22 protein-coding genes and 1 tRNA gene are annotated in these 24415 nt (G+C 68.3%); 12 read left to right on the top strand and 11 right to left on the bottom strand.

Annotated elements, in window-relative coordinates; all coding sequences use genetic code 11:
• Positions 1 to 27: 27 nt before the first annotated feature.
• A complete protein-coding gene (gene gyrA / locus KUV67_00560) occupies positions 28 to 2664 on the bottom strand; it encodes a DNA gyrase subunit A (protein ID MBY6203367.1) in 2637 nt (878 codons plus the stop codon).
• A gap of 165 nt (positions 2665 to 2829) precedes the next feature.
• Positions 2830 to 3855: an S-methyl-5-thioribose-1-phosphate isomerase gene (mtnA, locus tag KUV67_00565; protein MBY6203368.1), complete on the bottom strand. Its 1026-nt coding sequence runs from the start codon at positions 3853 to 3855 to the stop codon at positions 2830 to 2832.
• 218 nt (positions 3856 to 4073) lie between these two features.
• On the opposite strand from mtnA, the gene KUV67_00570 reads away from it, so the two are divergent.
• Both KUV67_00570 and KUV67_00575 read left to right on the top strand, forming a co-directional pair.
• Positions 4074 to 4583 (top strand): peptidyl-prolyl cis-trans isomerase, encoded by a 510-nt coding sequence (locus KUV67_00570; protein ID MBY6203369.1) that lies wholly within the window; start codon positions 4074 to 4076, stop codon positions 4581 to 4583.
• A 22-nt stretch (positions 4584 to 4605) separates the two neighbouring features.
• Positions 4606 to 5346: a UDP-2,3-diacylglucosamine diphosphatase gene (locus KUV67_00575; protein MBY6203370.1), complete on the top strand. Its 741-nt coding sequence runs from the start codon at positions 4606 to 4608 to the stop codon at positions 5344 to 5346.
• Between the two features lie 21 nt (positions 5347 to 5367).
• On the opposite strand, the gene folE2 is transcribed toward KUV67_00575, so the two are convergent.
• The 8 genes from folE2 to rpmI all read right to left on the bottom strand — a co-directional run bounded on the left by folE2 (position 5368) and on the right by rpmI (position 11308).
• Positions 5368 to 6336 (bottom strand): GTP cyclohydrolase FolE2, encoded by a 969-nt coding sequence (gene folE2 / locus KUV67_00580; GenBank protein MBY6203371.1) that lies wholly within the window; start codon positions 6334 to 6336, stop codon positions 5368 to 5370.
• 149 nt (positions 6337 to 6485) lie between these two features.
• A tRNA-Pro gene (locus KUV67_00585) sits at positions 6486 to 6562 on the bottom strand.
• Between the two features lie 83 nt (positions 6563 to 6645).
• The gene (locus KUV67_00590) at positions 6646 to 7002 is read right to left on the bottom strand and encodes a MerR family transcriptional regulator (protein MBY6203372.1); all 357 of its coding nucleotides are present in this window, start codon (positions 7000 to 7002) and stop codon (positions 6646 to 6648) included.
• Complete coding sequence (locus tag KUV67_00595) at positions 6983 to 7282, bottom strand: integration host factor subunit alpha (GenBank protein MBY6203373.1); 300 nt, start codon at positions 7280 to 7282, stop codon at positions 6983 to 6985. Before KUV67_00595 ends, KUV67_00590 begins: the two co-directional genes overlap by 20 nt.
• A 3-nt stretch (positions 7283 to 7285) precedes the next feature.
• A complete protein-coding gene (gene pheT, locus KUV67_00600) occupies positions 7286 to 9679 on the bottom strand; it encodes a phenylalanine--tRNA ligase subunit beta (protein MBY6203374.1) in 2394 nt (797 codons plus the stop codon).
• A gap of 39 nt (positions 9680 to 9718) precedes the next feature.
• A complete protein-coding gene (gene pheS / locus KUV67_00605; protein MBY6203375.1) occupies positions 9719 to 10699 on the bottom strand; it encodes a phenylalanine--tRNA ligase subunit alpha in 981 nt (326 codons plus the stop codon).
• A 42-nt stretch (positions 10700 to 10741) separates the two neighbouring features.
• Positions 10742 to 11098: a 50S ribosomal protein L20 gene (gene rplT / locus KUV67_00610; protein MBY6203376.1), complete on the bottom strand. Its 357-nt coding sequence runs from the start codon at positions 11096 to 11098 to the stop codon at positions 10742 to 10744.
• Between the two features lie 12 nt (positions 11099 to 11110).
• The gene (gene rpmI / locus KUV67_00615; protein ID MBY6203377.1) at positions 11111 to 11308 is read right to left on the bottom strand and encodes a 50S ribosomal protein L35; all 198 of its coding nucleotides are present in this window, start codon (positions 11306 to 11308) and stop codon (positions 11111 to 11113) included.
• 179 nt (positions 11309 to 11487) lie between these two features.
• Here rpmI and KUV67_00620 point away from each other — a divergent pair, with 179 nt between their 5' ends.
• The 10 genes from KUV67_00620 to KUV67_00665 all read left to right on the top strand — a co-directional run bounded on the left by KUV67_00620 (position 11488) and on the right by KUV67_00665 (position 21375).
• Positions 11488 to 12294 carry an SOS response-associated peptidase gene (locus KUV67_00620; GenBank protein MBY6203378.1) on the top strand — a complete coding sequence of 269 codons (807 nt, stop codon included), beginning with the start codon at positions 11488 to 11490 and terminating at the stop codon, positions 12292 to 12294.
• Positions 12284 to 13417: an ABC transporter permease gene (locus tag KUV67_00625; GenBank protein MBY6203379.1), complete on the top strand. Its 1134-nt coding sequence runs from the start codon at positions 12284 to 12286 to the stop codon at positions 13415 to 13417. Before KUV67_00620 ends, KUV67_00625 begins: the two co-directional genes overlap by 11 nt.
• Positions 13411 to 14190, top strand: a complete 780-nt coding sequence (locus tag KUV67_00630) for an ATP-binding cassette domain-containing protein (GenBank protein MBY6203380.1) — start codon at positions 13411 to 13413, stop codon at positions 14188 to 14190. The genes KUV67_00625 and KUV67_00630 overlap by 7 nt, the downstream gene beginning before the upstream one ends.
• Before the next feature lie 10 nt (positions 14191 to 14200).
• On the top strand, positions 14201 to 15166 hold the full coding sequence (locus tag KUV67_00635; GenBank protein ID MBY6203381.1) for an MCE family protein: 966 nt from the start codon (positions 14201 to 14203) through the stop codon (positions 15164 to 15166).
• An 8-nt stretch (positions 15167 to 15174) separates the two neighbouring features.
• Entirely contained in the window at positions 15175 to 15825 is a 651-nt protein-coding gene (locus tag KUV67_00640) for a membrane integrity-associated transporter subunit PqiC (protein ID MBY6203382.1), read from the top strand.
• 236 nt (positions 15826 to 16061) lie between these two features.
• Positions 16062 to 17594, top strand: coding sequence for an aldehyde dehydrogenase family protein (locus tag KUV67_00645; GenBank protein ID MBY6203383.1), 1533 nt, complete (start codon positions 16062 to 16064; stop codon positions 17592 to 17594).
• Between the two features lie 138 nt (positions 17595 to 17732).
• A complete protein-coding gene (locus KUV67_00650; GenBank protein ID MBY6203384.1) occupies positions 17733 to 18113 on the top strand; it encodes a DUF4190 domain-containing protein in 381 nt (126 codons plus the stop codon).
• Between the two features lie 4 nt (positions 18114 to 18117).
• On the top strand, positions 18118 to 19146 hold the full coding sequence (locus tag KUV67_00655) for a quinone-dependent dihydroorotate dehydrogenase (protein ID MBY6203385.1): 1029 nt from the start codon (positions 18118 to 18120) through the stop codon (positions 19144 to 19146).
• Positions 19139 to 20197 carry a UDP-N-acetylmuramate dehydrogenase gene (murB, locus tag KUV67_00660; protein ID MBY6203386.1) on the top strand — a complete coding sequence of 353 codons (1059 nt, stop codon included), beginning with the start codon at positions 19139 to 19141 and terminating at the stop codon, positions 20195 to 20197. The genes KUV67_00655 and murB overlap by 8 nt, the downstream gene beginning before the upstream one ends.
• Positions 20194 to 21375, top strand: a complete 1182-nt coding sequence (locus KUV67_00665; GenBank protein ID MBY6203387.1) for a GGDEF domain-containing protein — start codon at positions 20194 to 20196, stop codon at positions 21373 to 21375. The genes murB and KUV67_00665 overlap by 4 nt, the downstream gene beginning before the upstream one ends.
• Before the next feature lie 46 nt (positions 21376 to 21421).
• Here the strand turns inward: KUV67_00665 and KUV67_00670 are convergent, their stop codons facing one another.
• A complete protein-coding gene (locus KUV67_00670) occupies positions 21422 to 24262 on the bottom strand; it encodes a hypothetical protein (protein ID MBY6203388.1) in 2841 nt (946 codons plus the stop codon).
• Positions 24263 to 24415: the final 153 nt, after the last annotated feature.

Raw genomic sequence — 24415 nt, forward strand, 5'->3', positions numbered from 1 at the left:
ACGGCAAGCGCTCGGAGGCGGTATGGCCTACGCCTCGCCGTCGGCTCCGGAATCGACACCGGATTCGGCTGCGTCGGCGGCGGCCGTGTCGACGGCAACGTCCGCGTCCTCGTCCAGCGCCTCGTCCTCGGTCACGGCGACCCGGGCCAATCCGATCAGCTGCTCGTCCTTGCCCAGGCGCATGAGCGTCACGCCCTGGGTGTTGCGACCGAGCCTGGAGATCTCGGCGACCGAGGTGCGGACGAGCGTGCCGCTGTTGGACGTCAGCATCACGTCGTCCTCGTCGGTCACGCCCAGCGCGGCGACCAGGGGACCGTTCCGGCCCGTGGTCTGGATACCGATCACGCCCTGTCCGCCCCGGTTGTAGACCGGGAATTCGTCGAGCGAGGTCCGCTTCCCGTAGCCGTTCGCGGTGGCGACCAGCACGTCCTCGCCGCCGTCCGCTCCGTCGCCGACGACCAGCATCGACACGACCTCCTGGTCGTCCTGCAGGCGGATACCGATCACGCCGCGGGTCTGGCGGCCCATCGGTCGGACCTTGTCTTCGTGGAAGCGGATCGCCTTGCCCGCGGAAGACAGCAGGAGGATGTCCCGCGAGCCTTCCGTGAAGGCCACGTCGACCAGTTCGTCCCCGCCCTCGAGCTCGATCGCCCAGATGCCGTTGGACCGGATGTTGGCGAAATCCGACAGCGGCGTCTTCTTGACCCGGCCGGACCGCGTTGCGAAGAACACGAACCAGTCGTCCGGGAACTCGCGGGTCGGCAACACGGCGTTGATCCGCTCGTCGGGATCCAGCGGCAACAGATTGACCATCGGTCGTCCGCGCGAGCTGTGACCCGCCTGCGGCAATTCGTAGACCTTGGTCTTGTAGACCTTCCCGGCGCTGGTGAACACCAGCAGCGTGTCGTGCGTGTTGGTGACCCAGAAGCGCTCGACGAAATCCTCGTCCTTGGTCTTCGCCGCACTGCGACCGCGCCCCCCGCGTTTCTGGCTGCGGTAGCGATCCAGCGGCTGGTACTTGGCGTAGCCGGCGTGGGACAGGGTGACGACCACGTCCTCGGGCGTGATCAGGTCCTCCATGGTCAGGTCCAGCTGGTCGGCCACGATCTCCGTGCGGCGCTCGTCGCCGTAGAGGTCGCGGATCTCGGTCAGCTCGTCCCGGATGACCTGCATCAGCGCATCGGGGTCGGACAGGATCCGGATCAGCTCGCGGATCGTGCCCAGGATTTCCTTGTATTCGTCGGAGAGCTTCTCCTGCTCGAGGCCGGTCAGCTTCTGCAAGCGCAAGTCGAGAATGGCCTGCGCCTGGGCCGGCGACAGCTGGTAGCCGCCGTCCCCGAGGCCGAACTCGGGCAGCAGGTCTTCCGGCCGCGAGAGATCGGCGCCGGCTTCGCCGAGCAGCGCCGCGACCGGTCCCGGCTCCCAGCGCCGGGCCTGGAGGCCCTCACGCGCTTCGGCAGGCGTGGGCGACGCCTTGATCAGCTCGATGATCGGGTCGAGGTTGGCGAGCGCGACGGTGAGCCCTTCGAGGATGTGGGCGCGATCGCGCGACTTGCGCAGTTCGAACAGGGTCCGGCGGGTCACCACGTCGCGCCGGTGCATCAGGAACGCCTGCAGCACCTCGCGAATGTTGAGCAGCTTGGGCTGGTTGTCGACCAGCGCCACCATGTTGATGCCGAACACGCACTGCATCTGCGTGTTCTGGTACAGGTTGTTGAGCACGACTTCGCCGACCTCGCCGCGCTTGAGCTCGACGACCATCCGCATCCCGTCCTTGTCGGACTCGTCGCGCAGCTCCGAGATGCCCTCGAGCTTCTTCGCCTTGACCAGTTCGGCGATCTTCTCGAGCAGGCGCGCCTTGTTGACCTGGTAAGGAAGCTCGGTGACCACGATCTTGGTCTTCCCGGTCTCCTCGTCCTCGAAGTGGCAGCGCGCGCGCATGTAGATCCGGCCGCGGCCGGTGCGATAGGCTTCGCCGATTCCGGCCGCACCGTTGATGATGCCCGCGGTCGGGAAGTCCGGCCCCGGCAGGTGCTCCATGATGCCGTCGATGTCGAGCATCGGGTCGTCGATCAAAGCGAGCAGTGCCGCGGTCACCTCGTTGAGGTTGTGCGGCGGGATGTTCGTCGCCATGCCCACCGCGATGCCCGATGCGCCGTTGACCAGAAGGTTCGGCACGCGCGTCGGCAACACGGCCGGCTCATATTCCGACTCGTCGTAGTTCGGCAGCCAGTTGACCGTGTCCTTGTCGATGTCGGCGAGCATTTCGTGCGCGAGCCGGGCCATCCGGACTTCCGTGTACCGCATCGCGGCCGGCGAATCGCCGTCGACGGAGCCGAAGTTTCCCTGGCCGTCGACCAGCATGTAGCGCAGCGAGAACGGCTGCGCCATGCGCACGATGGTGTCGTAGACCGCGGTGTCGCCGTGCGGGTGGTACTTACCGATGACGTCACCGACGACGCGAGCGGATTTCTTGTACGGCTTGTTGTAGTCGTTGCCCAGCACGTGCATGGCGTAGAGCACGCGGCGATGGACCGGTTTGAGCCCGTCGCGCACGTCGGGAAGCGCGCGTCCGACGATGACGCTCATCGCGTAGTCCAGGTAGGACTGACGCATTTCGTCTTCGAGATTGACCGGGAGGATTTCCTGGGCGAGTTCAGCCATGCGATCGCAATCTGGAATGGGCCGGAGAAACTGCGTTCAATTCGTTGTTCTTGTTCGTTTTTATCAGGTCAAACCAGCATGCCTCCCGAGCCGGGAACCGGCCAGGAATCCGACCTGCAACAACCCTTGAATTCTACCACGCCGAGGGGTCCCGACGCACCCTGCTCATGCGCCGTCGAACAGCCCCCGGATCCGGCCGTCGAAGGGTGGCTCGATCACCCCCTTTTCGGTCACGATGCAATCGATCAGTTCGGCCGGCGTCACGTCGAAGACCGGGTTCCAGGCGTCGACTCCCGGCGGCGGCGCCTCGACCCCCGCCGCACGCCAGATCTCGCTCGCCTCGCGCTGCTCGATCTCGATCCCGGCGCCGTCCGGCGTCTGCGGATCCAGCGTCGACAGCGGTGCCACGACCATCATCCGCGCACCGAACCGCCTTGCCAGCACCGCCAGCATCAGCGTGCCGACCTTGTTGGCGACATCGCCGTTGGCGGTGATCCGGTCCGCGCCGGTGATCACCCAGTCGACACGCTCGCGCTGCATCAGGCCGGCGGCGGCGCCTTCGACGAGGACTTCGGCGGGAACGCCTTCGCGTGCCAGCTCCCAGGCCGTCAGCCGCAGGCCCTGCAACCAGGGCCGGGTCTCGCAGGCCAGCACGCGCTTCAGCCGCTGTTCGCGCCAGGCGCGCACGATCACGCCCAGCGCCGTGCCGGTTCCGCCCGTGGCCAGCGAACCGGTGTTGCAGTGGGTCAGTACCGTCGACCCCGCTTCGATCCGCCCTGCACCGTGCTGCGCCATCGCTTCGTTGGCCGATCGGTCCTCCCGGTGCAGTCGGCGCGCCTCCGCGCGAAGCGCTTCCAGCGCGGCACCGGGCGAGCCTTCGACCGCGCGACGCATCCGTTCGACCGCCCAGCGAAGGTTCACCGCGGTCGGACGTGCAGCGACCAGCGCATCGAGGTCCGCATCCCACGCCGCTCGGTCGTCGCCCCGGTGCCGGGCCGCCAGGACGCAGGCATAGGCGGCGGTGATGCCGATCGCCGGTGCCCCCCGTACCACCAGGTCGCGGATGGCCGCGGTCGCGTCGGCCGCCGACTCGATCGGCAGCCACCGCTCTTCCGCGGGCAGGCGTCTCTGGTCCAGCAGGTCGAGACGGTCGTCGGCGAAGCGAATGGATTCGACGCGTGCAGCACTCATGGCGGCAGTGTATCGCCGCGCGCCGGCGCCGGGGGCTCGCCGGGCGGACCGCGCCGGCGGCGAAGGGGTACGGATCGGGTATCATTCCGCGGTCGACTTCGATCGAGGACTACCACCGGATGAATGCAATCCAGAAACCCCTTGCCGCCGTCTTTCTTGCCCTTGCCGCCTTTGCTCCGTTCGTCGCGGCGCAGGACGATGCGTCGGAAAATCCGTTCATGAAACAGCGCCCCACCGTGGTCCTGCACACGTCCATGGGCCCGATCACCATCGAACTCTACGAAGAGGAGGCGCCGATATCCGTCGAGAACTTCCTCGAGTACGCCAGGTCGGGCCATTACGACGGGACGATCTTTCACCGGGTCATCCGCAATTTCATGATCCAGGGCGGCGGCTTCGATCCCGAGTTCAATCAGAAGTCCACCCGCGACCCGATCACCAACGAAGCGGACAACGGCCTGACCAACAAGCGGGGCTCGGTCGCGATGGCGCGCACCGGCATGCCGCACTCGGCCACCGCGCAGTTCTTCATCAACACGGTCGACAACCCCTCCCTGGACCATCGCGGCACCCAGTCGGGGCGCACCTGGGGCTACGCGGTGTTCGGCCAGGTCACCGACGGCATGGACGTGGTCGACGCCATCCGCGCGGTCGAGACGACCAGCCGTCCGCCCTACTCCGACGTGCCGGTCGAGCCCGTGGTCATCGAACGCGTCGAGATCGAGTGACCGGGAACCGCGGAACGACGCGTTGAGCGCCACGTCGCCGCACACCCTGATCATTTCCGACCTGCACCTGCAGGTCGGTCGACCCGACATCACCGAGCAGTTCCTCGACTTCCTGCGTCGGCGGGCGCGCTTCGCGCAGCGCCTGCTGATCCTCGGCGACCTGTTCGAGGTCTGGGTGGGCGACGATGCGGCGGGCCCCTTCGAGCAACGGATCGCTTCCGCCCTTGCAGACACCGCAGCCGCCGGCGTGGACATCGGCTTCCTGGCCGGAAATCGGGACTTCCTGCTTGGCGACGACTACTGTCGATCGGCGGGCATGGCTCGACTCGTCGAGCCGGTCCGCATCGAACTCGCCGGGGCGTCCTGCCTGCTCCTCCACGGCGACGTACTGTGTACCGACGACACCGCCTACCAGCGGTTCCGGGCCCGGGTCCGCGATCCGGAATGGCAGCGAAGACAGCTGGCGCGGCCGGCCTGGCTACGGCGCGGGCTGGCAAGGACTTATCGATGGGTGAGCGGGCTGAAGACCCGGCGCGCGGACCCCGCGATCATGGACGTGAACGACCGGGCCGTCATCGACCTGTTCGAACGCTCCGGGGTCGATAGGATCATCCACGGTCACACGCATCGGCCCGGCGTGCACGACGCCCGGATCGGTGGACGGCACGTCCAGCGAATGGTGCTCGGCGACTGGTTCGACCACGGGAGCGTGATCGAGGTGACGAATGGATCGATCGAACTGGTCGAAATGCCGCGGCACTGACGCCGCGGCACCGTCATCGCATCAATCCCAGCCTTCGGGGTAACCGTCGATCGGCTTGTAGCCGCCGTCGACGCCCTTGGTGACGATCGCGACGGCGTTGTGCGGATGCAGGCTCTCGAAGTGACGGCAACGGGCCCAGAAATCGACGATCCGGTCGTGAGCGTCGAGGGCGCCCTGTACACGACGCCCGGCGTCTTCGCAGAACATCAGGTTCTGGCCATTCAAGCGGGCGAACTCCTGCTCGTCCTCGCGCTTGACCGCGGTCTGCACCGGCGTCTTCAACGCGTTCTCCAGCGTGTCGATCAACTCGTCGAACGGGAACGCCTGGAAGCCCGGTGCGAAGCGGACCCGGACATCGGCGATCGAGCGCTGGCTGTGCGGCGTGGCCATGATGCCGTTCTCGCTGCCCAGCCATTCCAGCACGTCGGCGCGGTCCAGCGGGCGGTCGGCATCGAAATCCTTCTCGAACTGCTGCTGGATCAGCTGGCGGGCAAGCGCCGCCGAGCAGGGGCAGGTACTGGAATAGGTCACCTCGAAGGCCACTTCGACATCGAACTGGCGCCCATCCAGCGTCGCGATGATGCTGAACGGGTACGAACGCCAGCCGGCGTTGTCGCTGGCCAGTGCGGGACGGCGGACCTGGTACTCGAAGTCGATCCGGACCATGGCACGCGTGCTCAAATCCGCATGGGATTCGAGAAAGTCCCGCAGGAGATGATGCAGCGACATCGGGGTGACGCTGTGCTCGGCCAGTGTCCGGTCGAGATGCAGGTAGAGGCGCGACATGTGGATGCCTCGCACTTCGGGACGGGCCAGGTTCACGAAGGCACTGACCCGGGCCGGACAACGAATGTCGCCTGCGCCCCCGGCCGCCAGACGGATCGGGATCTCGATCTCGTTCATCCCGACCCAGTCCAGTGCGCCCGCAGCCTGCGTGTTCGGCTGCGAAGCGATGTCGGGCATCGATACGACCTGTGACTTGCTCTTCATGTCTGCGATCCTGGGTGATCCAAGGGCACGGCCGGTCGCCGTTGAGCTGCGAGTATGGCGACGCCCGATCAACGTCAGGTGAGCCTTCGGACAGGGAATTTCAACCCGTCCCGGCGCGCGGCCCGGGGGCGGCCGGCGCGAGTGAAAAGTGGTCGGAGCGGCGAGATTCGAACTCGCGACCCCCACAACCCCATTGTGGTGCGCTACCAGGCTGCGCTACGCTCCGACCGGAAACTGCGGGGTCGAACTTCTGCGACGATCCGTATCGTCGTACCGGGCGTGGATTATACCGGCTGGACAGGCACCGCGTCAGCGGCGAAGCACCTGGAGAATGTCTTCCAGTTCGCTTCGAACCTGCCGCACCAGCTGCTGGCTGCGCGAGACGTCGGACTGGGCCGCCTCGCCTTCCAGGCGCTGGCGCGCGCCGAGAATGGTGAACCCCTGCTCGTGGAGCAGGCTGCGGATCTGGCGGATCATGATCACGTCATGACGCTGGTAGTAGCGACGGTTTCCACGCCGCTTGACCGGCTTGAGCTGCGGAAACTCCTGCTCCCAGTAACGCAGAACGTGCGGCTTGACCGCGCAGAGCTCGCTGACCTCGCCGATGGTGAAGTACCGCTTCGCCGGAATCGGCGGCAGTTCCTGATTACTCCCCGGATCCAGCATAGGCCTCCACCCTTCCGCGCAGTTTCTGTCCCGGCTTGAACGTCACGACGCGTCGTGCGGAGATCGGAATCTCCTCGCCGGTCTTCGGATTTCGCCCGGGTCGCTGGCGCTTGTCGCGCAACTGGAAATTGCCGAAGCCCGACAACTTGACGTTGTCGCCGGCCTCGAGTGCGTCACGGATGGCTTCGAACCAGGCATCGACGAACTCCTTTGCCTCGCGCTTGTTCAGCCCCACTTCCTCGAACAGACTGTTGGCCAGGTCGGCCTTGGTCAATGCCATTGCTTACCCTCTCAGCATCACTCCGTGCGCTTCCTTCAGGGTCTTGATCACCCCGTCGACGACCCCATCGGCGTCGCCATCGGTAAGGGTGCGCGAAACATCGCGAAGAATCAAGCCTATAGCGATCCCTTTGAAGCCCGATTCTATCCCCTTTCCGCGGTACGTGTCGAATATCCTGCATTCGGCCAGCAGCGGACCGGCGGCCGAACGGACCGCAGCGACGAGATCGGCAGCCGACAGCTCGTCCGGAACGGCCAGCGCCAGATCGCGCCGGACCGACGGAAAGCGCGCCAGTCCGGCGTATTCCGGCAGCTCGCGGCGCTGGAGGGGTTCGAGATCGATCTCGGCAACGAACAGCGGAAGGTCCAGTTCGAACGCATCGGCCAGCGCGGGATGGAGCTGCCCCATCCAGCCCGCCGACCGTCCATCGATCGCGATCGACGCGCCCTGGCCCGGGTGGAGCCACGGGCGATGGTCCGGACCGACTTCGAGCGATTCCGGTGCCTGACCGGCCAGCGCGAACAACTGTTCGACTTCGCCCTTGAGGTCGAAGAAATCCACCGCGCGGCGCTCGACGTGCCACGCCTCGGGGACCGCGTCCCCGGCCATCGCCAGGCCCAGGCGGCGGGTCTCCACGAAGGAGTCGCCGTCCCGGCCCGCTTCGAACACGTGACCGGTCTCGTACAGGCGCAGGCGGCGGAGCTGGTGGCGCAGGTTGGACGACGCGGTCGCGATGAGCCCGGGAAGCAGGCTGGTGCGCAGCACCGCCATGTCGCGACTCAAGGGATTGGCCAGCGGTTGGGCGCGCTCGTCCAGGCCCAGTCGCTCCAGCGACTCGCGCGGAACGAAGCTCCAGCTGATGATTTCCCGGAATCCGCGCGCCTGGAGAGAATGGTCGATCACGGACAGCGGGGTCGAGCGCTCGCTGGGCGCCGCGGCACGGAGCCGGCCGCCGGGCGCCCGGGTCGGCAGCCGGTCGTAGCCCACCACGCGGGCGATCTCTTCGATCAGGTCGACCTCGATTTCCAGGTCTCGCCGCCGCGACGGCGGGCGAACCGTGACACGCTCATCGTCGGAACCCTCGTCGATCTGCATGCCGAGACGGCGCAGGACGTCGAGCATGTCCTCACGCACCAGGTCCGTCCCGAGCAGGCGATTCACGCGATCGGGGCGAAGCTCGATGGCCGGCTGCACAGGCCGATGGGCGTCCGATCGGACATCGATCGTCGGACCGGGCGTTCCACCTGCAATGTCGAGGATCAGCGCGGTCGCGCGCTCGAGCGCGACAGCCTGCAGCTCCGGGTCCACGCCGCGCTCGAAGCGGTGCGAGGAGTCGGTGGCGAGGCCGAAGCGGCGCGCCTTGCCGGTGATCACCGCCGGCGCGAACCAGGCCGATTCGAGCAGGATATCGCGGGTCGAATCGGTCACGGCGCTGGGCTGACCACCCATGATGCCGGCCAGGGCGACCGGACCGGTGTGGTCGGCGATGACCAGCAATTCGTCGTCGAGCTCGATGCGCTGTTCGTTGAGCAGCTCCAGCGTCTCGCCAGCTTCGGCGCGGCGCACACGGATTCCGCCCTCGAGGCAATCCAGATCGAACGCGTGCATCGGCTGGCCGAGTTCGAGCAGGACGTAGTTGGTCACATCGACGATCGGACCGAGGCTGCGGATTCCGCAGCGCTCCAGGCGCTGGACCATCCACGGCGGCGTCTGCGCGGTCGGATCGACCCCCTCGATGACCCGTCCGACGTAGCGCGGGCAGCCCGCAGGGTCGCCCAGCTCGATCGGCAGTTCGCGGTCACCGACCGCATCGACTGCTCCCAGCGCGGGCGGCGTGAGCTCGGCCCCTTCGAGGGCCGCCAGCTCGTGCGCGATGCCGCGAATCGACAGGCAGTCGGCCCGGTTCGGCGTTAGATCCAGTTCGATGACGTGGTCCGGCAAGCCCAGGGCGTCGGCGAGCGGTCGCCCGGGCTGCAGGTCGCCGGCGAGCTCGAGCAGGCCCGAGGCACCCTCGCCGAGACCCAGCTCGGGCGCCGAGCACAACATGCCCGCCGAGGCCACGCCGCGCAGCTTGGCAGCCTTGATCTTCATGCCGTTGGGCAGCCGGCTCCCGATCGTGGCGACCGGCGCGACCAGGCCCTCGCGCGCATTCGGCGCTCCGCAGACGATGCCCAACGGCTCGTCGGCACCGACATCGACGGTGCAGACCCGCAGGCGATCGGCGTCCGGGTGCGGCTCGCAGGCCGCGATCCGGCCGACGACGACTCCGTCGAGCCCATCACCGAGCCGGACCAGGTCGTCGACCTCGAGGCCGGCCGCGGTCAGCCGCTCGGCGGCCTGCTCGGCCGTCCGGCCGCTCCGGACCCAGTCGCTGAGCCATTCATAGCTGAAACGCATGGAAACGTCTCCAGGATTCGGAGTGCGTGCCCGGCCCGCTCAGCGGAACTGGGCCAGGAATCGCACGTCGTTGTCGAAGAACAGGCGAAGGTCGTCGACCCGGTAGCGAAGCATGGCGAACCGTTCCACCCCCAGCCCGAACGCGTAGCCGGTGTAGCGCTCGGCATCGACGCCACAGTGGGTCAGGACGTTCGGGTGGACCATGCCGCAGCCCAGGACCTCGAGCCAGCGCCCAGCGCTTCCGTCGGCGTTGCGCCAACGGATGTCGACCTCGGCCGACGGCTCGGTGAACGGGAAATACGACGGACGGAGCCGCATCTCGAGGTCGTCTTCGAAGAACTCGTTGACGAACGCGGCCAGCAGGCCCTTCAGGTCGGCGAAGGTGACGTCCTCGTCGACCAGCAGGCCTTCGACCTGGTGGAACTGCGGGGTGTGGGTCTGGTCCGAATCGCTCCGGAACACGCGCCCCGGCGCGACGATCCGGACCGGCGGCGCCTGCTCCTTCATCACCCGGACCTGGACCGGCGACGTGTGCGTGCGAAGCAGACGCCCATCGGGCAGGTAGAACGTGTCGTGCATCGCCCGGGCCGGGTGATGCTCCGGAAAGTTCAGGGCCTCGAAATTGTGGTAGTCGTCCTCGACTTCCGGCCCATCGGCGACCGCGAAGCCCAGTCCGCGGAAGATCTCGAGGATTCGGGACATCGCCCGCGAGACCGGATGCGGCCCGCCGGGATCGACCGCCCGTCCGGGCAGCGTCACGTCCAGCGTTTCCTCGGCAAGGCGAGCGTCCAGGGCGGCGCGATCGAGGTCGGCCTTGCGCGCCTCGATGGCCTGGGCGAGGTCCTGCTTCAGCGCGTTGACGGCCTGGCCGACCTCGCGCCGCTGGTCGGCCGGCAGGCCGCCCAGCGCCTTGAGCTCGGCGGTCAGCCGCCCCTTCTTTCCGAGCCAGGCGACCCGGACGTCGTCGAGCGCACGCGAAGACTCCGCCCCGGCCACGTCGGCCAGGGCGGAGCTGCGCATGGAATCAAGATCGGGTGCGGCCACGGCTGCAAGGCCGCCCGATCAGGACAGCTGAGCCTGTGCTTTCTCGGCCAGGGTCTTGAACGCGACCTTGTCGTTGACAGCCAGCTCGGCCAGCATCTTGCGATCGATCTCGATCTCGGCCCGCTTCAGCCCGTTGATGAACCGGCTGTAGGACAGGCCGTGCTCGCGGGCCGCAGCGTTGATGCGCTGGATCCACAGCGAACGGAAATCGCGCTTGCGCTGACGGCGATCGCGGTAGGCGTACTGACCGGCCTTGATGACCGCCTGCTTGGCGACGCGAAAGACCTTGCGGCGTGCGCCGTAATAGCCCTTGGCGCGACTCAGGACCTTGCGGTGACGACGGCGTGCAACCACTCCACGTTTTACTCGTGCCATGTCTCGTTCTCCTTAGAGCTTGGGAAGCATCTTGCGAATGGCCTTTTCATCGGCCTTCGCGACCAACGACGTCGAGCGCAGGCGACGCTTGCGCTTGGTGTCCTTCTTGGTCAGGATGTGGCTGTGGAAGGCGTGCTTGCGCTTGATGCGCCCGCTGCCGGTCTTGCGGAACCGCTTCGCAGCGCCCCGGTTGGATTTCATCTTGGGCATGTGCAACTCCTCGTGAATCAGGTCGCAGTTTTCATCGATGCCTTCGCTGCAGCGGCGGCTCGGTCGACGGGTCTGGCGACCCTCGAACCCGGGCCACGCTTTCCGTGCCCACGAGCTGCAGTCCGGCTTGTTTGGTACAGCAAGCCCTCAATTATACCCCCTGAAACCGCCGCGTGTCGATGCCCACAGCACGATTCAACGGCGAGGCCCGGCGCGGCGCCTTCGCTACAATCACGGCCAGGATCGAGCGCGGGAGACCGACCATGTGCGGCCGGGGAGGACTGGACTTCGACTGGCGCACCGTGTGGCGCTACCTGTCGCTTGCCGGTGCCCCCCCGGACGGCGGCGAGCGCCGCCTCAACATCGCACCGAGCACGCGGAGCCGCGACGGCGTCGACTGGCGGACGCTGCCGGCCGTTCGCAGCGCCGAGGGAGAACGCCGGGTCGATTCGCTGGTCTGGCCCCTCGTGCCCTACTGGCTCAAGGGCGACCTGCCCAAGTTCTCGACCGCCAATTGCCGGAGCGAGCCCGATACGCCGTTTGCCGAGACCGTGACCGGCAAGCCGACCTTCCGCACGGCCTGGAAGCGCGGCCAGCGATGCGTGATCCTGCTCAGCTGGTTCTACGAATGGGACCAGCGAACGCGGCCGCGGCAGCCCTGGCGGGTGCTGCCGACCGACGCGCCGATCCTTGCCCTGGCCGGCCTGTGGGACCGTAGTCCGACCGGCAACGACGAGACGATGGAAAGCTGCACCATTGTCACCACGAGTCCGAACGCCCTGCTTCGCGACATCGGCCACCATCGCGCGCCGGTGCTGCTCGACGGCCCGTCGATCGGGGCCTGGCTCGAGGGAAGCGAGGACGACGCACAGGCGGTCGTGCGGCCACCGCCGGACGGTTCGCTGCGCGCCCACCCGGTCACGACCCGCGTCAACAACCCCCACTACCAGGACGAGGACCTGCTGGAGGTCGCCGATGGTGGATGAGGCTCGCTCGTCCGGCGCACCGGAACTGCGGATCGAGGACGACGACGGCTCGACCGTGCTGCGCGCGATCGGGGACTGGACCCTGCCCCATGCGACCGACCTGGTCGAACCGGTCGAACGGGCCGCTCGCCGGGCGGCGCGCCTGGACTTCAGCGGGATCACTCGTCTCGATGCATCCGGTGCGCTGCTGCTGGAACGGCTGACGCTGCGCTGCGAGCACGGAGGTGCCCGCGCCGGCCTGCCCGAGCGCTGGCAGCGGGTGTTCGAATCCGTGGACTCGGCCTGCGACGACCGGCCGGCGGCCGCCCCGGACGTGGACGCCCAGTGGCGCCAGGTCCTCGAGCGCATCGGCCGCGCGGTGGCGGGCATCCTGCAGGCCACCCGCGAGCTGCTCGGGTTCCTCGGCCTGGTCATGCACCGGTTGGCCAGGACCGCGCTGCGTCCGGCCCGCCTGCGACTGACCTCGGTGGTCTACCACGTCGAACAGACCGGCCTCGACGCCGCCCCGCTGCTGGTCCTGCTGGCCTCGCTGATCGGCGCGGTGATCGCCTTCCTCGGTGCCACGGTCCTGCGCGACTTCGGTGCCGAACTGTTCGTCGTCGACCTGGTCGCCTTCGCGTTCGCCCGCGAGTTCGGCGTTCTGCTGACCGCGATCCTGCTCGCGGGACGCACCGCGAGCGCGTTCTGCGCCCAGATCGGCATGATGAAGTCGCGCGAGGAGATCGATGCGATCCGCACCCTCGGCCTCGATACGGTCGACGTGCTGGTCCTGCCGCGCCTGGTCGCGCTGCTGATCGCGCTGCCCTTGCTGACCTTTCTCGCCACGCTGGCCGGCCTGTTCGGCGGACTCGTGGTGTCGGTGGTTTCGCTGGACATCAATCTCGCCCTCTACATCGAGCGCGTCCAGCAGACGCTAACGCTGCAGCACTACCTGGTCGGGATGATCAAGGCGCCGCTGTTCGCCTTCGTCATCGCCCTCATTGGCTGCCTCGAAGGCCTGCGGGTGAGCGGTACCGCGCAATCGGTCGGCGAGCACACCACGACGGCCGTCGTCCGCAGCCTGACCATGGTGATCGTGCTCGATGCGTTCGCCGCGGTCTGGTTCATGGAGATGGGGTGGTGAGCGACGCGCCCGACCCGCTCGTCCGCGTTCGCGGCCTGGACAATCGCTTCGGCGACGATGTCGTGCATCGCGGGCTCGACCTCGACGTCCGCCCCGGCGAGATCCTCGGCGTCGTTGGCGGCTCGGGGACCGGGAAGTCGGTCCTCATGCGGTGCATCCTCGGGCTTCGCAAGCCGACCGCCGGTCGCATCGAGGTCTTCGGCGCGCCCATGGACGGTTCCGATGCGGCGCAGCAGCAGCTTGCCCGGCGGGCCGGCGTACTGTTCCAGGACGGCGCGCTGTTTTCGTCCCTGACCGTGCAGGAAAACGTCGAGCTTCCGCTGCAGACGCACCAGCCCGATCTACCCCTCCAGCTTCGACGCGACCTGGCCCGGTCGAAGATCCAGCTCGCCGGACTGCCGGAATCGACCTGCGCCAAGATGCCGTCCGAACTGTCCGGCGGCATGCGGAAACGGGTCGCCCTCGCCCGTGCGCTGGCCCTGGAGCCGGAGCTCCTGTTCCTCGACGAACCGACCGCCGGCCTGGACCCGATCGGCGCGGCCGAGTTCGACCGCCTGCTGCGCACGCTCCAGCAGGCGCTGGAGCTCACCGTCTTCCTGATCACCCACGATCTCGATACGCTGTACGCGATCACCGACCGGGTGGCGGTCCTGGCCGATCACCGCGTCCTGGCCGCCGCACCACTGGAGGAGATCGAAGGTCTTGACCACCCGTGGATCGAGGCATACTTCCACGGTGCGCGTGCGCGCGCCGCACAGCACGGCCGTCACTAGAAGGTCCCGGATGGAAACGCGAGCCAATTTCGTCATCATCGGAGCATTCACCGTCGTGGTCGCGTTGGCCGCGGTGGTGTTCGGCCTGTTCACGGCGCGCTTCGCGACCGACAAGGCCTGGGACCGCTACGAGATCCTGTTCGAGGACTCGGTGATGGGGCTGTCCGAGGGCAGCTCGGTGGTCTACAACGGAGTCAACGTCGGCCGGGTCGCCGATATCGAGCTCTACCCCGGCGACGTGCGCCAGGTCCGGGTCGTGGTCGAGATCGAGGGCGCGGTACCCATCCACCGCGACACGGTCGCCACCCTGCGCCTGACGGGCCTGACGGGGACCGCCGTCATCCAGCTCACCGGGGGCTCGCCCGATGCGCCCTTGCTCGAGGCGCAGCGACGGGGTCTGCCGCGGATCGAATCGCGGGTCTCACCGCTGAACCGGCTGGTCGAATCCTCCGAAGGCATCGTGGTCACCGCCAACCGCATCATGAACCAGCTTGGCGAACTGTTCGACGAGTCCAACCTGGACCGGGTCCGCGAGACCCTGGTCCAGGTCGAACGCTTCAGCGCGACGCTGAACGATCCGCAAAGCGACCTGAACCGGCTGCTGGCCGGCGCCGCCGAAGCCGGACAGGTCCTGCCCGAGCTGATCGATCGGCTCGACGCGACCATCGCGCGCGTCGATGGCGCGGTGGCGCAGATCGATCGCGGGCTGGTCGAAGGGCTTCCGGAGCTTCGGGGCCAGCTCGAACGCACCCTCGCCAATCTCGAGTCCTTGACCGGCCGCCTCGACCGGATCGTGGCCAGCAACCAGGACGAGCTCAGTCGCATCGGGGGTGTCGGCATGCGCCAGCTCGGCGGCGGACTGGAAGATATCCGCCAGCTGGTCCGACGCTTGTCGGACCTCGTCCGGCAGATCGAACAGGACCCCGCCCGCTTCCTGCTCGGCGGCGAGCAACCCGAGGAGTTCCCGATCCAATGACCCCTTCGATGCATGTTCGCGACGCGGCCCGCTTCGCCGGACGGTTCCCGATAGGCGGGGCGCGAGCGATACCGTCCCTGTCCCTGGCCCTGCTTCTCGGCGCGATCCTCGGCCTGGGCGGCTGCTCGATCCTGCCCGAAAACGAGCCGGTCCACCTGGTCGACCCGCGGCTGGAGGTCGAACCCGGCCGGCACGGGGCGTCCCGCCCCTGGACGCTGAACATCGCCCGACCGGAGACGGACCCGGTCCGAGATTCCGCACGCGTTCTCGTTCGCACCCCCGACGGACAACTCCAGGTCCACCCCACCGCACGCTGGGTCGCGCCGGCCCCGGAGCTGGTCCGGACCGCACTGGTCCGCTATCTCCGCGACGCCGAGGTGCTGGCCCAGGTCGGCGCCAGCGCCAGCGGCTCCGACCGGACGCTGGTCATCGATCTGCGCCGCTTCGAGATCGCCCGCGACGCCTCCGGATCGCTCGCCGTCGCAGCCCAGGCCGATGCACGCCTGTACGAGAGTGCCTCCGCCGACCGGGTGGGCCGGCTGTCCTTCGACCACGCCGAAGCGATCGACTCGGCGTCGGTGGCCGAGGTGGTCCGTGGGACCCAGGCGGTTCTCGAGCTGCTGGCCCGGCGCACCGGCGACTGGCTCGCGGAACACTGACCGCCGGCGCCGGAGCAGGCGCGTCCCGTTGATGCGATAATGGCCGGCTGACGCGGCCGCCGACGCGCGCCCGCAATTCCGGGTCCGGACGGCACGCCGCGTGTCCGACCGCCGATTCTCGCCGGTCGCCGCGGCTGGAAGGCGGAGCGCACGCAGGACTCGCAACGTCGAGCGCCGGCGAGCCGGACCACGAACCGAATTCAACCGACTCATTCACGACTTGCAAAGGAGCCCGCATGAACCAGCGCGCCAGCACGATCCTCGAAGCTCTTGGCCTGAAGGCCGAAAACCCGGGAGCCTGTTTCGGACCCGGCCAGTGGTCGACCACTACCGATGCCGGCACGATCGAATCGATCAACCCGTCGACCGGTGAGGTGATCGCGCGCGTTCACGCCGCGTCGGAGGCCGACTACGAGCGCGTCATGGACCAGGCCGTGGAAACCGCGAAGGCCTGGCGCCAGGTTCCGGCCCCCCAGCGCGGCGAAGCCGTGCGCCTGGTGACCGAAGCCCTGCGCAAGTACAAGGACCCGCTGGGCAGCCTCGTCTCGATGGAGATGGGCAAGATCAAGCCCGAGGGCGATGGTGAAGTGCAGGAAATGATCGATATCGGCGACTTCGCGGTCGGCCAGTCGCGGATGCTGTACGGCAAGACCATGCACTCGGAACGTCCCGGCCACCGGATGTACGAGCAGTGGCATCCGCTGGGCGTCGTCGGCGTTGCCACGGCGTTCAACTTCCCGGTCGCGGTCTGGGCCTGGAACGCGCTGCTCTCGGCGGTCTGCGGCAACGCCACCGTATGGAAGCCGTCGCCGAAGGGCGTGCTCTGCTGCGCGGCGGTCCAGAACATCGCCAACGAAGCGCTGGAGGGCACGGACTTCCCGCCGATCTTCACCAGCTTCATGGAGAACGGCCACGAGCTGTCGCAGAAGTTCATCGACGACAAGCGGGTCGACCTGATGTCGTTCACCGGCTCCAGCCAGGTCGGACGGATGGTCGGCGAACGCGTGGCCGCGCGCATGGGCAAGAGCCTGCTCGAACTCGGCGGCAACAACGCGATGATCGTCGACGAGACCGCCGATCTGAAGCTGGCCGTGCCGGCCATCGTGTTCGGCGCCGTCGGCACGGCCGGCCAGCGGTGCACGTCGACGCGACGCCTGTTCCTGCACGAGTCGATCGCCGACGACGTCATCGCAACGCTGGTCGACGCCTACAAGCAGGTGCCGATCGGCGATCCGCTCGACGAAGGCACGCTGATGGGGCCCCTGACGGACCAGGCCGCCGTCGATCGGTACCTGGACGCGCTGGAGGCCGCGAAGGCGGCCGGCGGCGAAGTCCTGACCGGCGGCAAGCAGCTCGACCGGGACGGCTTCTTCGTCGAACCGGCCATCGTGCGCGCCGAGAACCACTGGGACATCGTGCAGGAAGAAACCTTCGCACCGATCCTCTACGTCATGACCTACAGCAAGCTCGAGGACGCCATGGCCATGCACAACGACGTGCGCCAGGGCCTCTCGTCGGCGATCTTCACCACCGACCTCCGCAACGCCGAGTACTTCCTCGGACACCTCGGCTCGGACTGCGGGATTGCCAACGTCAACATCGGCACCTCGGGCGCCGAGATCGGTGGAGCCTTCGGTGGCGAGAAGGAAACCGGCGGCGGGCGCGAATCGGGCTCCGATGCCTGGCAGGCCTACATGCGCCGCCAGACCAACACCATCAACCACTCGACCGAGCTGCCGCTGGCCCAGGGCATCAAGTTCGACCTGTAATGTCGGTCCCCCGACCCGGGACCGGCATCGCCGGGACCGGGATCGGAATCCGGATCGGAATCCGGATCGGGGACGTTACAATCCGGAGCACCCGGCCGCGCCGCGCGGCCGGGTCGATTCCCTCCCGCGAGGCCGATCGTGACCGACCACTCGACGCCATCCTCGAACGACACGCACCCGCTGGCGCTGCTCAGCCTGATTTGCGGCGTCCTGGCCTGGGTCGCCTTTCCGATTCTCGGTTCCCTGGTCGCGATCGTGGCCGGCCATGCCGCGCTGGGCCAGATCCGCAGATCTGCCGCGCAGCCGTCGGGCACCAACCTGGCTCGAGCCGGCCTGATCCTCGGCTGGCTGCAGATCGGCCTGATCGTGATCGTGGCGGCGTTCTGGATCGGCCTGGCCCTGCTGGCGGGCGCGCTCGGCGGACTGGCGATCGTGGTGCTGGTCGTGCTCGGCGTGGCGCTGGCCGCGGGCCTGCTCGGCCTGCTGGCGATGTTCTTCGTCGGCGGCGTCGGTCTCTGATTCCGTGTACGCCTGGCTTCGAAACGGCCTGTTCGCGCTTCCTCCGGAAACCGCGCACGACGTTGCCCTGAATGCGCTCCGGATCGGCCGAGCGGTCGGCCTGCCTCGTCTCGTGGCCGGCTGTCCCGTCGACGCCCCGGTGGATCTGCTCGGCCTGCGCTTTCCGAACCCGGTCGGACTCGCCGCAGGCCTGGACAAGAACGGCGACTACATCGACGCCCTGGGTCAGCTCGGTTTCGGATTCATCGAGGTCGGCACGGTCACGCCGAAGCCGCAGCCCGGCAACCCGAAGCCGCGGATGTTCCGCCTGACCGACCACGAGGCCCTGATCAATCGGCTCGGGTTCAACAACAAGGGGGTCGACCACCTGGTCGAACGGCTCCGGGCGCGCCGTTTTCGCGGCCCGGTCGGTGCGAACATCGGCAAGCAGAAGGACACGCCCGTCGACGAAGCGGCGGGCGACTACCGCTTCTGCCTCGAACGGGTCTACCCGCACTGCGACTACGTCACGATCAACATCTCGTCGCCGAATACCGCGAACCTCCGTGCGCTGCAGGACACCGGCCCGCTGCGCGAGCTGCTCGATGAACTGACCGCCGCCCGCGACGCGCTCGATGCCGAGCACGGTTCGTCGCGGCCGATCCTGGTCAAGATCGCTCCGGACTGGGCCGCCGACGCCCTGGTCCCGTCGCTGGAGGTCATCGCCGGGTCGACCGTCGACGGGCTGATCGCGACCAACACCACCCTGTCCCGCGACGCGGTGGCTGGCGATCGCCATGCGGATGAGGCGGGCGGACTGAGCGGCGCACCGCTGCTCGAACCCGCGAACCGCGTGCTGGAGACCGCGCGCGACGTCCTCGGCGGCGATCGCCCGATCATCGGCCTCGGCGGCATCACGCGAGGCGCGCACGCCGCCGCGAAGCGCGCGGCGGGTGCCGACCTGGTGCAGGTCTACACCGGCTTCATCTATCGCGGCCCGGCACTGATCCGCGAATGCATCGACGCGTGGACGCAGGCCTCGACCGGTGCCTGAAGCGCCCGGCCCGGAGCGCCTCGGCGCGCTGTCGACCTTCCGCCTCCCGGCGGCCGCCCACGAACTGGTCGTTCTCGAGCACCCGGAGCAGATTCCCGCCCTTCCGGATCCGACGTCCGGCTCCGACCTGATCCTCGGCGGCGGCTCGAACACCGTGTTCCTCGCCGACTGGCCCGGGCGCGTGCTGTTGAACCGGATCCGCGGCCTCCGCTTCGAATCCGCCGGCGGCGATGCGGTGCGCGTCTTCGCCGCGGCCGGGGAGTCCTGGCACGGACTGGTCCGGCGCTGCCTGGACGAAGGGCTGCACGGCATCGAGAATCTCGCCCTCATCCCCGGCAGTGTCGGCGCCGCGCCGATCCAGAACATCGGCGCCTACGGGATCGAGCTGGACCGGGTCTTCGAGGGGCTCACGGCCTGGGATCGCGAGCGGTGTCGCTGGCTGCGCTTCGGCCGCGACGACTGCGGCTTTCGCTACCGCGACAGTCGCTTCAAGTCCGGCGAACCCGACCGGTACCTGATCACCGAGGTCGTGCTCCGGCTTTCGCGCAGTTTCGATCCGGACCTCTCCTACGCAAGCCTGCGCGGCGCCCTGGACCGCGGCGGTATCGCGCGACCCGATGCCCGCCAGCTGGTCGCGACCATTCTGCGGCTGCGTCGCCACCGCCTGCCCGATCCGGCGCGCCTGGCCAACGCCGGAAGCTTCTTCAAGAACCCGATCGTCGACCCGGCCGTGGCCCGCGACCTGCTCGACGACGAGCCCGAGCTGCCGCACTGGACCCTGTCCGGCGGCGCGGTCAAACTGGCCGCCGGCTGGATGATCGACCGGCTCGGGTTCCGCGGCGAGCGGATCAACGACGCCGGCGTCTACGCCAATCACGCGCTGGTTCTGGTCAACCACGGCAACGCGCACGCCGAGGATCTCCTTCGACTCATCGACCGGATCGTCGGCGCGGTCGAAGAGCGCTTCGGAATCCGACTCGAGCCCGAACCCCGCCTGGTCGGCGGGTCGCCGGCGCTCGTCGAACCGCAGCCCCGGGCGGCCCGGCGATGAACGGGGCGGTGTTTCCGGCCATCGACACGTCCACCCTGGCGCTGGCCCGGGCAATCATCCAGTTGACGCTCGCCGGCCTGATCATCTGGACCGGCAGCCGCCAGGAGCAGCGGGCGGGCACGCACTGGTGGGCCGCCGGTCTCGCACTGCACGGCATCAGCCTGCTGTTCTACCTGGTCCGCTACGCGCCCCTGGACAGTCTGATCACCGCGGCCAATCACCTCACGCTCGGCGTGAGCTCGGCCTGCTTCCTGGTGGGCTTCTGGCGCTTCGGTCACCGGCCCGTGCGGTATGGCCTCGTTGCCCTGATCGTCGCGATCCCGGCCGTCAGCCTGCTGGTGTGGGAATGGTGGATGCCGATCGCGCGCTGGCGAATTCTGCTCACCGCGTCGAGCCAGCTGATCTTCCTGGCGGTCCTGCAGGCCGTGCTGGCGTCCGCGCCGCGCCGGGAAATGGCCGGTATCTACCGCGTGCTGCGCGCCTGCACGGTCGCCTATGCCCTGCTGCTGTTCTGGGCCTACGGCAGCCTCGTGGAGCTTCTGCCGAACGCCGCACGGGTCCCGCCCGGGTACCACGGCGTGCTGTTCAGCGTCGGTTCGATGCTGTTCCTGCTGGCACTGGCCGTCGGCGCCCTGGCCCTCCAGTACGCGCAGCTGGCCTGCGGCCACGCCGACCAGGCCCGCACCGACTGGCTCACCGGACTGCTGAACCGCCGCGGCCTCGCCCAGGCGGCCGACGAGATGCGCGCCCGGCGGGCGGCCACGAGCACCTCGGCGGTGCTCGCGCTCGACATCGACCGGTTCAAGGCGGTCAACGATCGCCACGGCCACGCGGCGGGTGATCGCGTGCTCCGCATGATCGCCTGGGAACTGACCCGGCGCGCCGGGCCGGAGGCCGTGGTCGCACGCGTCGGCGGCGAGGAGTTCCAGGTGCTGCTGCCGGACACCGACATCGGCCGCGCGAACCGCTGCGCCGAGTCGCTTCGCGACGCCTGCTCGAGGCTGGAAGTTCACACCGGGTCGGAAGTGATTCGTCCGTCGGTCAGCATCGGCGTGGCGCTCCTTGGCCGGGACGAAGCGCTGGACGACGCGGCTCGCCGCGCGGACGCCGCGCTGTACCGGGCCAAGACGGCCGGCCGGGACCGGGTCGAGATCGATCCCGCTGCCCAACCGGCCTGAACCTCGATGAAGCGGACCGCCCGGGTCGGCGATCCGGGCCGGCGCCCTACTCGGCTTCCATCGAATCGGCGAAGAAGGCTTCACGCAGGCGCTTCGCCGCGCCCTGGAAGACGATCACGCCGTCGTCGGGCGTGGCGTCGCCAAGGGCCCCGTCGACCAGCGTGAACGTCCAGGTCGTCCCGACCACGCTGCTGCCCGCCAGGTCGAACCAGCTCGTCGTGTCTTCGTCCGGGAAGGCCAGCCCGTAGGCTCGCACGCGATAGGACGGGTCGGAGAACTCGGCGTCCGGGTCGTGATAGGTCAGCGCGATCTGCGCTTCTTCGCAGTCCGGAATTCGCAGGTGGAGGCCGCTGTAGGTGGCTTCCATGGCCGACTCGATCGGAACGTCGTCGAGCAGGTCGAGCCCGAAGCTGTTCTCCAGGCCAGGACAGGTCCCGACGAGACCGACCAGTTCGGCGGTGATGTAGCTGCTGGTGCCGCGGAACGGGTCGAGCACCTGGGGCGATGCGACCACGGCCTGGTCCCGGTCGGGCACCCCGTCCCCGTTGCCGTCCCCGGCGTTGGGCGCCCCTTCCTCGACCGGATTGGTCGCACCGTCGGTGTCGCCGTCGGGAATGACCTCGAAGCTCTGGACGCTGCGCGTCGTTCCCGCATGGATCAACAGGTTCGAACCCGTATTGTCGAGTTCGAGCTTGAGCGCAACCGCCGCGCCCGGAAACCCGGTGCTGATCGACGACCACGTCGCACCGCCGTCGTCGCTCACGAACACGCCTCCGTCCCCGTTGCCGAGGGGGTCCGCGATGCCCGCATAGACGTCGCCGGTCAGGGGATCGACGATCAGGTCCCGGACGTCGCGATTGGCCAGTCCGGCCCCGGAGAAGGTCCAGTTCAAGCCCCCGTCGACGGTCTTGTACACGGTCCCGAGCACCGAATTGGACAGGTCGTTGGTCGACGCATAGAGGGTCTGCCCGGTCGGGTCGGTCGGGTCGTAGGCCAGCGACAGCACGTCCGCAGCCGCTGCGCCGGGCATCCCGTTCGCCCGCGGCAACCCGTTGGTCACGTTCGACCAGGTCGCGCCACCATCGGTCGACTTGAACACCCCGTTGTCGATCGCCATCGGCACATCGCCGTCGCCACGGCCGATGAAGGTGGCCATGTACAGCGTGTTTCCGGTCAGGTCGGCCGTATCGACCACGATCTGCACGCCGGACGCGTACATGACTCGCCCCGAGGCACCGGTCTCCCCTCCGCCGATCCCGGTGTCGGACGCCACCCACGTGGCACCTGCGTCGACGCTCTTGTAGACCCGCGCGGCCTCCTGGGTGAAGCCGCCCATGCCGTCGTCCGTATACCGTCCCGAGCCGACCGCATAGAGCACCTGGGAATCCCCCATCGGTCCGGCGCTGAAGGGGTCGACCGCGATATCGCGGACCGTGCCGAACAGGGAAAACTGGAACGGCGGGGGCGTCTGGGGGATGCCGTTGTCGATCGTCGACCAAGTCAATCCGCCGTCGACGCTCTTGTAGATGCCACCGTTGCCCGGGTCGGTCCCGCCCATGCCGTCCGATTTGGGCCGGAACAGACCGCCGGCGTAGATCGTGTCGCTGTCGTTGGGATCGACCACCAGGGCCCGGAACTGGTCTGCGGCCAATCCGCTGTTTGCGGTCGGCCAGGTCAAGCCGTTGTTCGTCGAACGGAAACTGACGAAGGTAGCGCCGAAGGCATCACCGACGCCGGCATGCACCTTGTTGCCCACGTTCGAGGCCACGGCGCGGATATTCTGGGCGTTGAAGCCGGTCACCCCGGGTACGAAACTGTCGGTCGGCGGCAGGGCATTCCGCCGATAGACGCCGTTGCTGATCGTGCCGACCAGCTGCCGGGCGGTATCGAAGGGCTTGTAGACGACCACCGTGCTGGTTGCGGCCTGGAGCAGGTCGTTGCCGGCGAATCCGGCCACGACGTGGGTCCAGGTCGCCCCGTCGTCGGTCGTGTACTGGATTCCTTCCCCCCCGGCCAGGTAGATCTCGGTGTTGTCGCCGGGCTTGATCGCGATGGAGTCGTTGAACGTGCTCGGACTGGCCGGCGTCGCCGTCCAGGTGGCCCCTCCGTCATCGCTTCGTGCCACGCCCTGGCCGCCGACGGCCCAAACCCGGCCCGCCGAGCCGAACTCCATCGCGCGGAACGATTGGGAATCCCACGGACAGCCGGGTGCGCAGGCCACTTCGGTCCAGACCGTGGGCGGTGCCGGAAGCGTCAGGTCGCCGCGGAACACGCGATGATCGTTGCTCGCGAAGTCGCCTTCGGTCGCGATGAGCACTTCGCCGGGCGCGGCCGGGTCGGCCGCGATCGCGGTAATGAAGAAGTCGCCCGGTTGGGGTACGACGGGCGAGGCGCTCCAGCTCAGGCCCGAGTCCGAGGTCCACAGCACACGGCCGTCGTCCAGCACGACATAGTAGGTGCCCGCGAGCGTCGGCGACACCTCGAGGCGCCCGAGAAACGCGCCGGAAAGCAGTGCCGCCGGCGGCGTCCGGTCCTGCCAGGTCGTCGCTCCGTCGTCGCTGAAGAACAGCTTGGTCGAGCCGCTGACCATCAGGCGGCCGATTCCCGTCTGGCTATGAGCGATATCGAAGACCTGACGGTTGATTCCGGCACTGCGGTCGGTCCAGGTCACGCCGCCGTCGACCGACTTGAAGACTCCGCCCCGCGACACGGCGTAGACCTCGTTGGCGACGAAGGGCGAGGCCGCCAGTCCGAGCACCCATCCGCCGTCCGGCCCGTTCGACGTCCAGATTCCCGGGCCCGCGTCCAGCCGGGCAGCGGGTAGCGCGAAAAGAAGAACGGCCGCGAGTGCGCCGGCAAGAACGAGGGGGGTCGACATGCGAATCATGGCAAGGCTCCGGCATCGTATTGGACTGGATAACGACAGGAAAAGTACCCCGTCCCGTCAATGAACGCAATTCGTCATCGATCCACGCCACACGGGTCGACGCGCTCCATCACGACGCGGCCCGACCGGCATCGTGACCCATCGCCGGCTCGT

It is taken from the genome of Halomonas denitrificans, from assembly GCA_019800895.1.
Taxonomy (GTDB): Bacteria; Pseudomonadota; Gammaproteobacteria; order Xanthomonadales; family Wenzhouxiangellaceae.

Excerpts from the sequence above, each read along its gene's own strand:
- gyrA (MBY6203367.1), bottom strand. The coding sequence starts at position 2,664 with ATGGCTGAACTCGCCCAGGAAATCCTCCCGGTCAATCTCGAAGACGAA.
- KUV67_00570 (MBY6203369.1), top strand. The coding sequence starts at position 4,074 with ATGAAACAGCGCCCCACCGTGGTCCTGCACACGTCCATGGGCCCGATC.
- KUV67_00670 (MBY6203388.1), bottom strand. The coding sequence starts at position 24,262 with ATGATTCGCATGTCGACCCCCCTCGTTCTTGCCGGCGCACTCGCGGCC.
- rplT (MBY6203376.1), bottom strand. The coding sequence starts at position 11,098 with ATGGCACGAGTAAAACGTGGAGTGGTTGCACGCCGTCGTCACCGCAAG.
- folE2 (MBY6203371.1), bottom strand. The coding sequence starts at position 6,336 with ATGAAGAGCAAGTCACAGGTCGTATCGATGCCCGACATCGCTTCGCAG.
- KUV67_00620 (MBY6203378.1), top strand. The coding sequence starts at position 11,488 with ATGCCCACAGCACGATTCAACGGCGAGGCCCGGCGCGGCGCCTTCGCT.
- KUV67_00640 (MBY6203382.1), top strand. The coding sequence starts at position 15,175 with ATGCATGTTCGCGACGCGGCCCGCTTCGCCGGACGGTTCCCGATAGGC.
- KUV67_00645 (MBY6203383.1), top strand. The coding sequence starts at position 16,062 with ATGAACCAGCGCGCCAGCACGATCCTCGAAGCTCTTGGCCTGAAGGCC.
- KUV67_00635 (MBY6203381.1), top strand. The coding sequence starts at position 14,201 with ATGGAAACGCGAGCCAATTTCGTCATCATCGGAGCATTCACCGTCGTG.
- pheT (MBY6203374.1), bottom strand. The coding sequence starts at position 9,679 with ATGCGTTTCAGCTATGAATGGCTCAGCGACTGGGTCCGGAGCGGCCGG.
- rpmI (MBY6203377.1), bottom strand. The coding sequence starts at position 11,308 with ATGCCCAAGATGAAATCCAACCGGGGCGCTGCGAAGCGGTTCCGCAAG.
- KUV67_00595 (MBY6203373.1), bottom strand. The coding sequence starts at position 7,282 with ATGGCATTGACCAAGGCCGACCTGGCCAACAGTCTGTTCGAGGAAGTG.
- KUV67_00665 (MBY6203387.1), top strand. The coding sequence starts at position 20,194 with ATGAACGGGGCGGTGTTTCCGGCCATCGACACGTCCACCCTGGCGCTG.
- KUV67_00625 (MBY6203379.1), top strand. The coding sequence starts at position 12,284 with ATGGTGGATGAGGCTCGCTCGTCCGGCGCACCGGAACTGCGGATCGAG.
- mtnA (MBY6203368.1), bottom strand. The coding sequence starts at position 3,855 with ATGAGTGCTGCACGCGTCGAATCCATTCGCTTCGCCGACGACCGTCTC.
- pheS (MBY6203375.1), bottom strand. The coding sequence starts at position 10,699 with ATGCGCAGCTCCGCCCTGGCCGACGTGGCCGGGGCGGAGTCTTCGCGT.
- KUV67_00590 (MBY6203372.1), bottom strand. The coding sequence starts at position 7,002 with ATGCTGGATCCGGGGAGTAATCAGGAACTGCCGCCGATTCCGGCGAAG.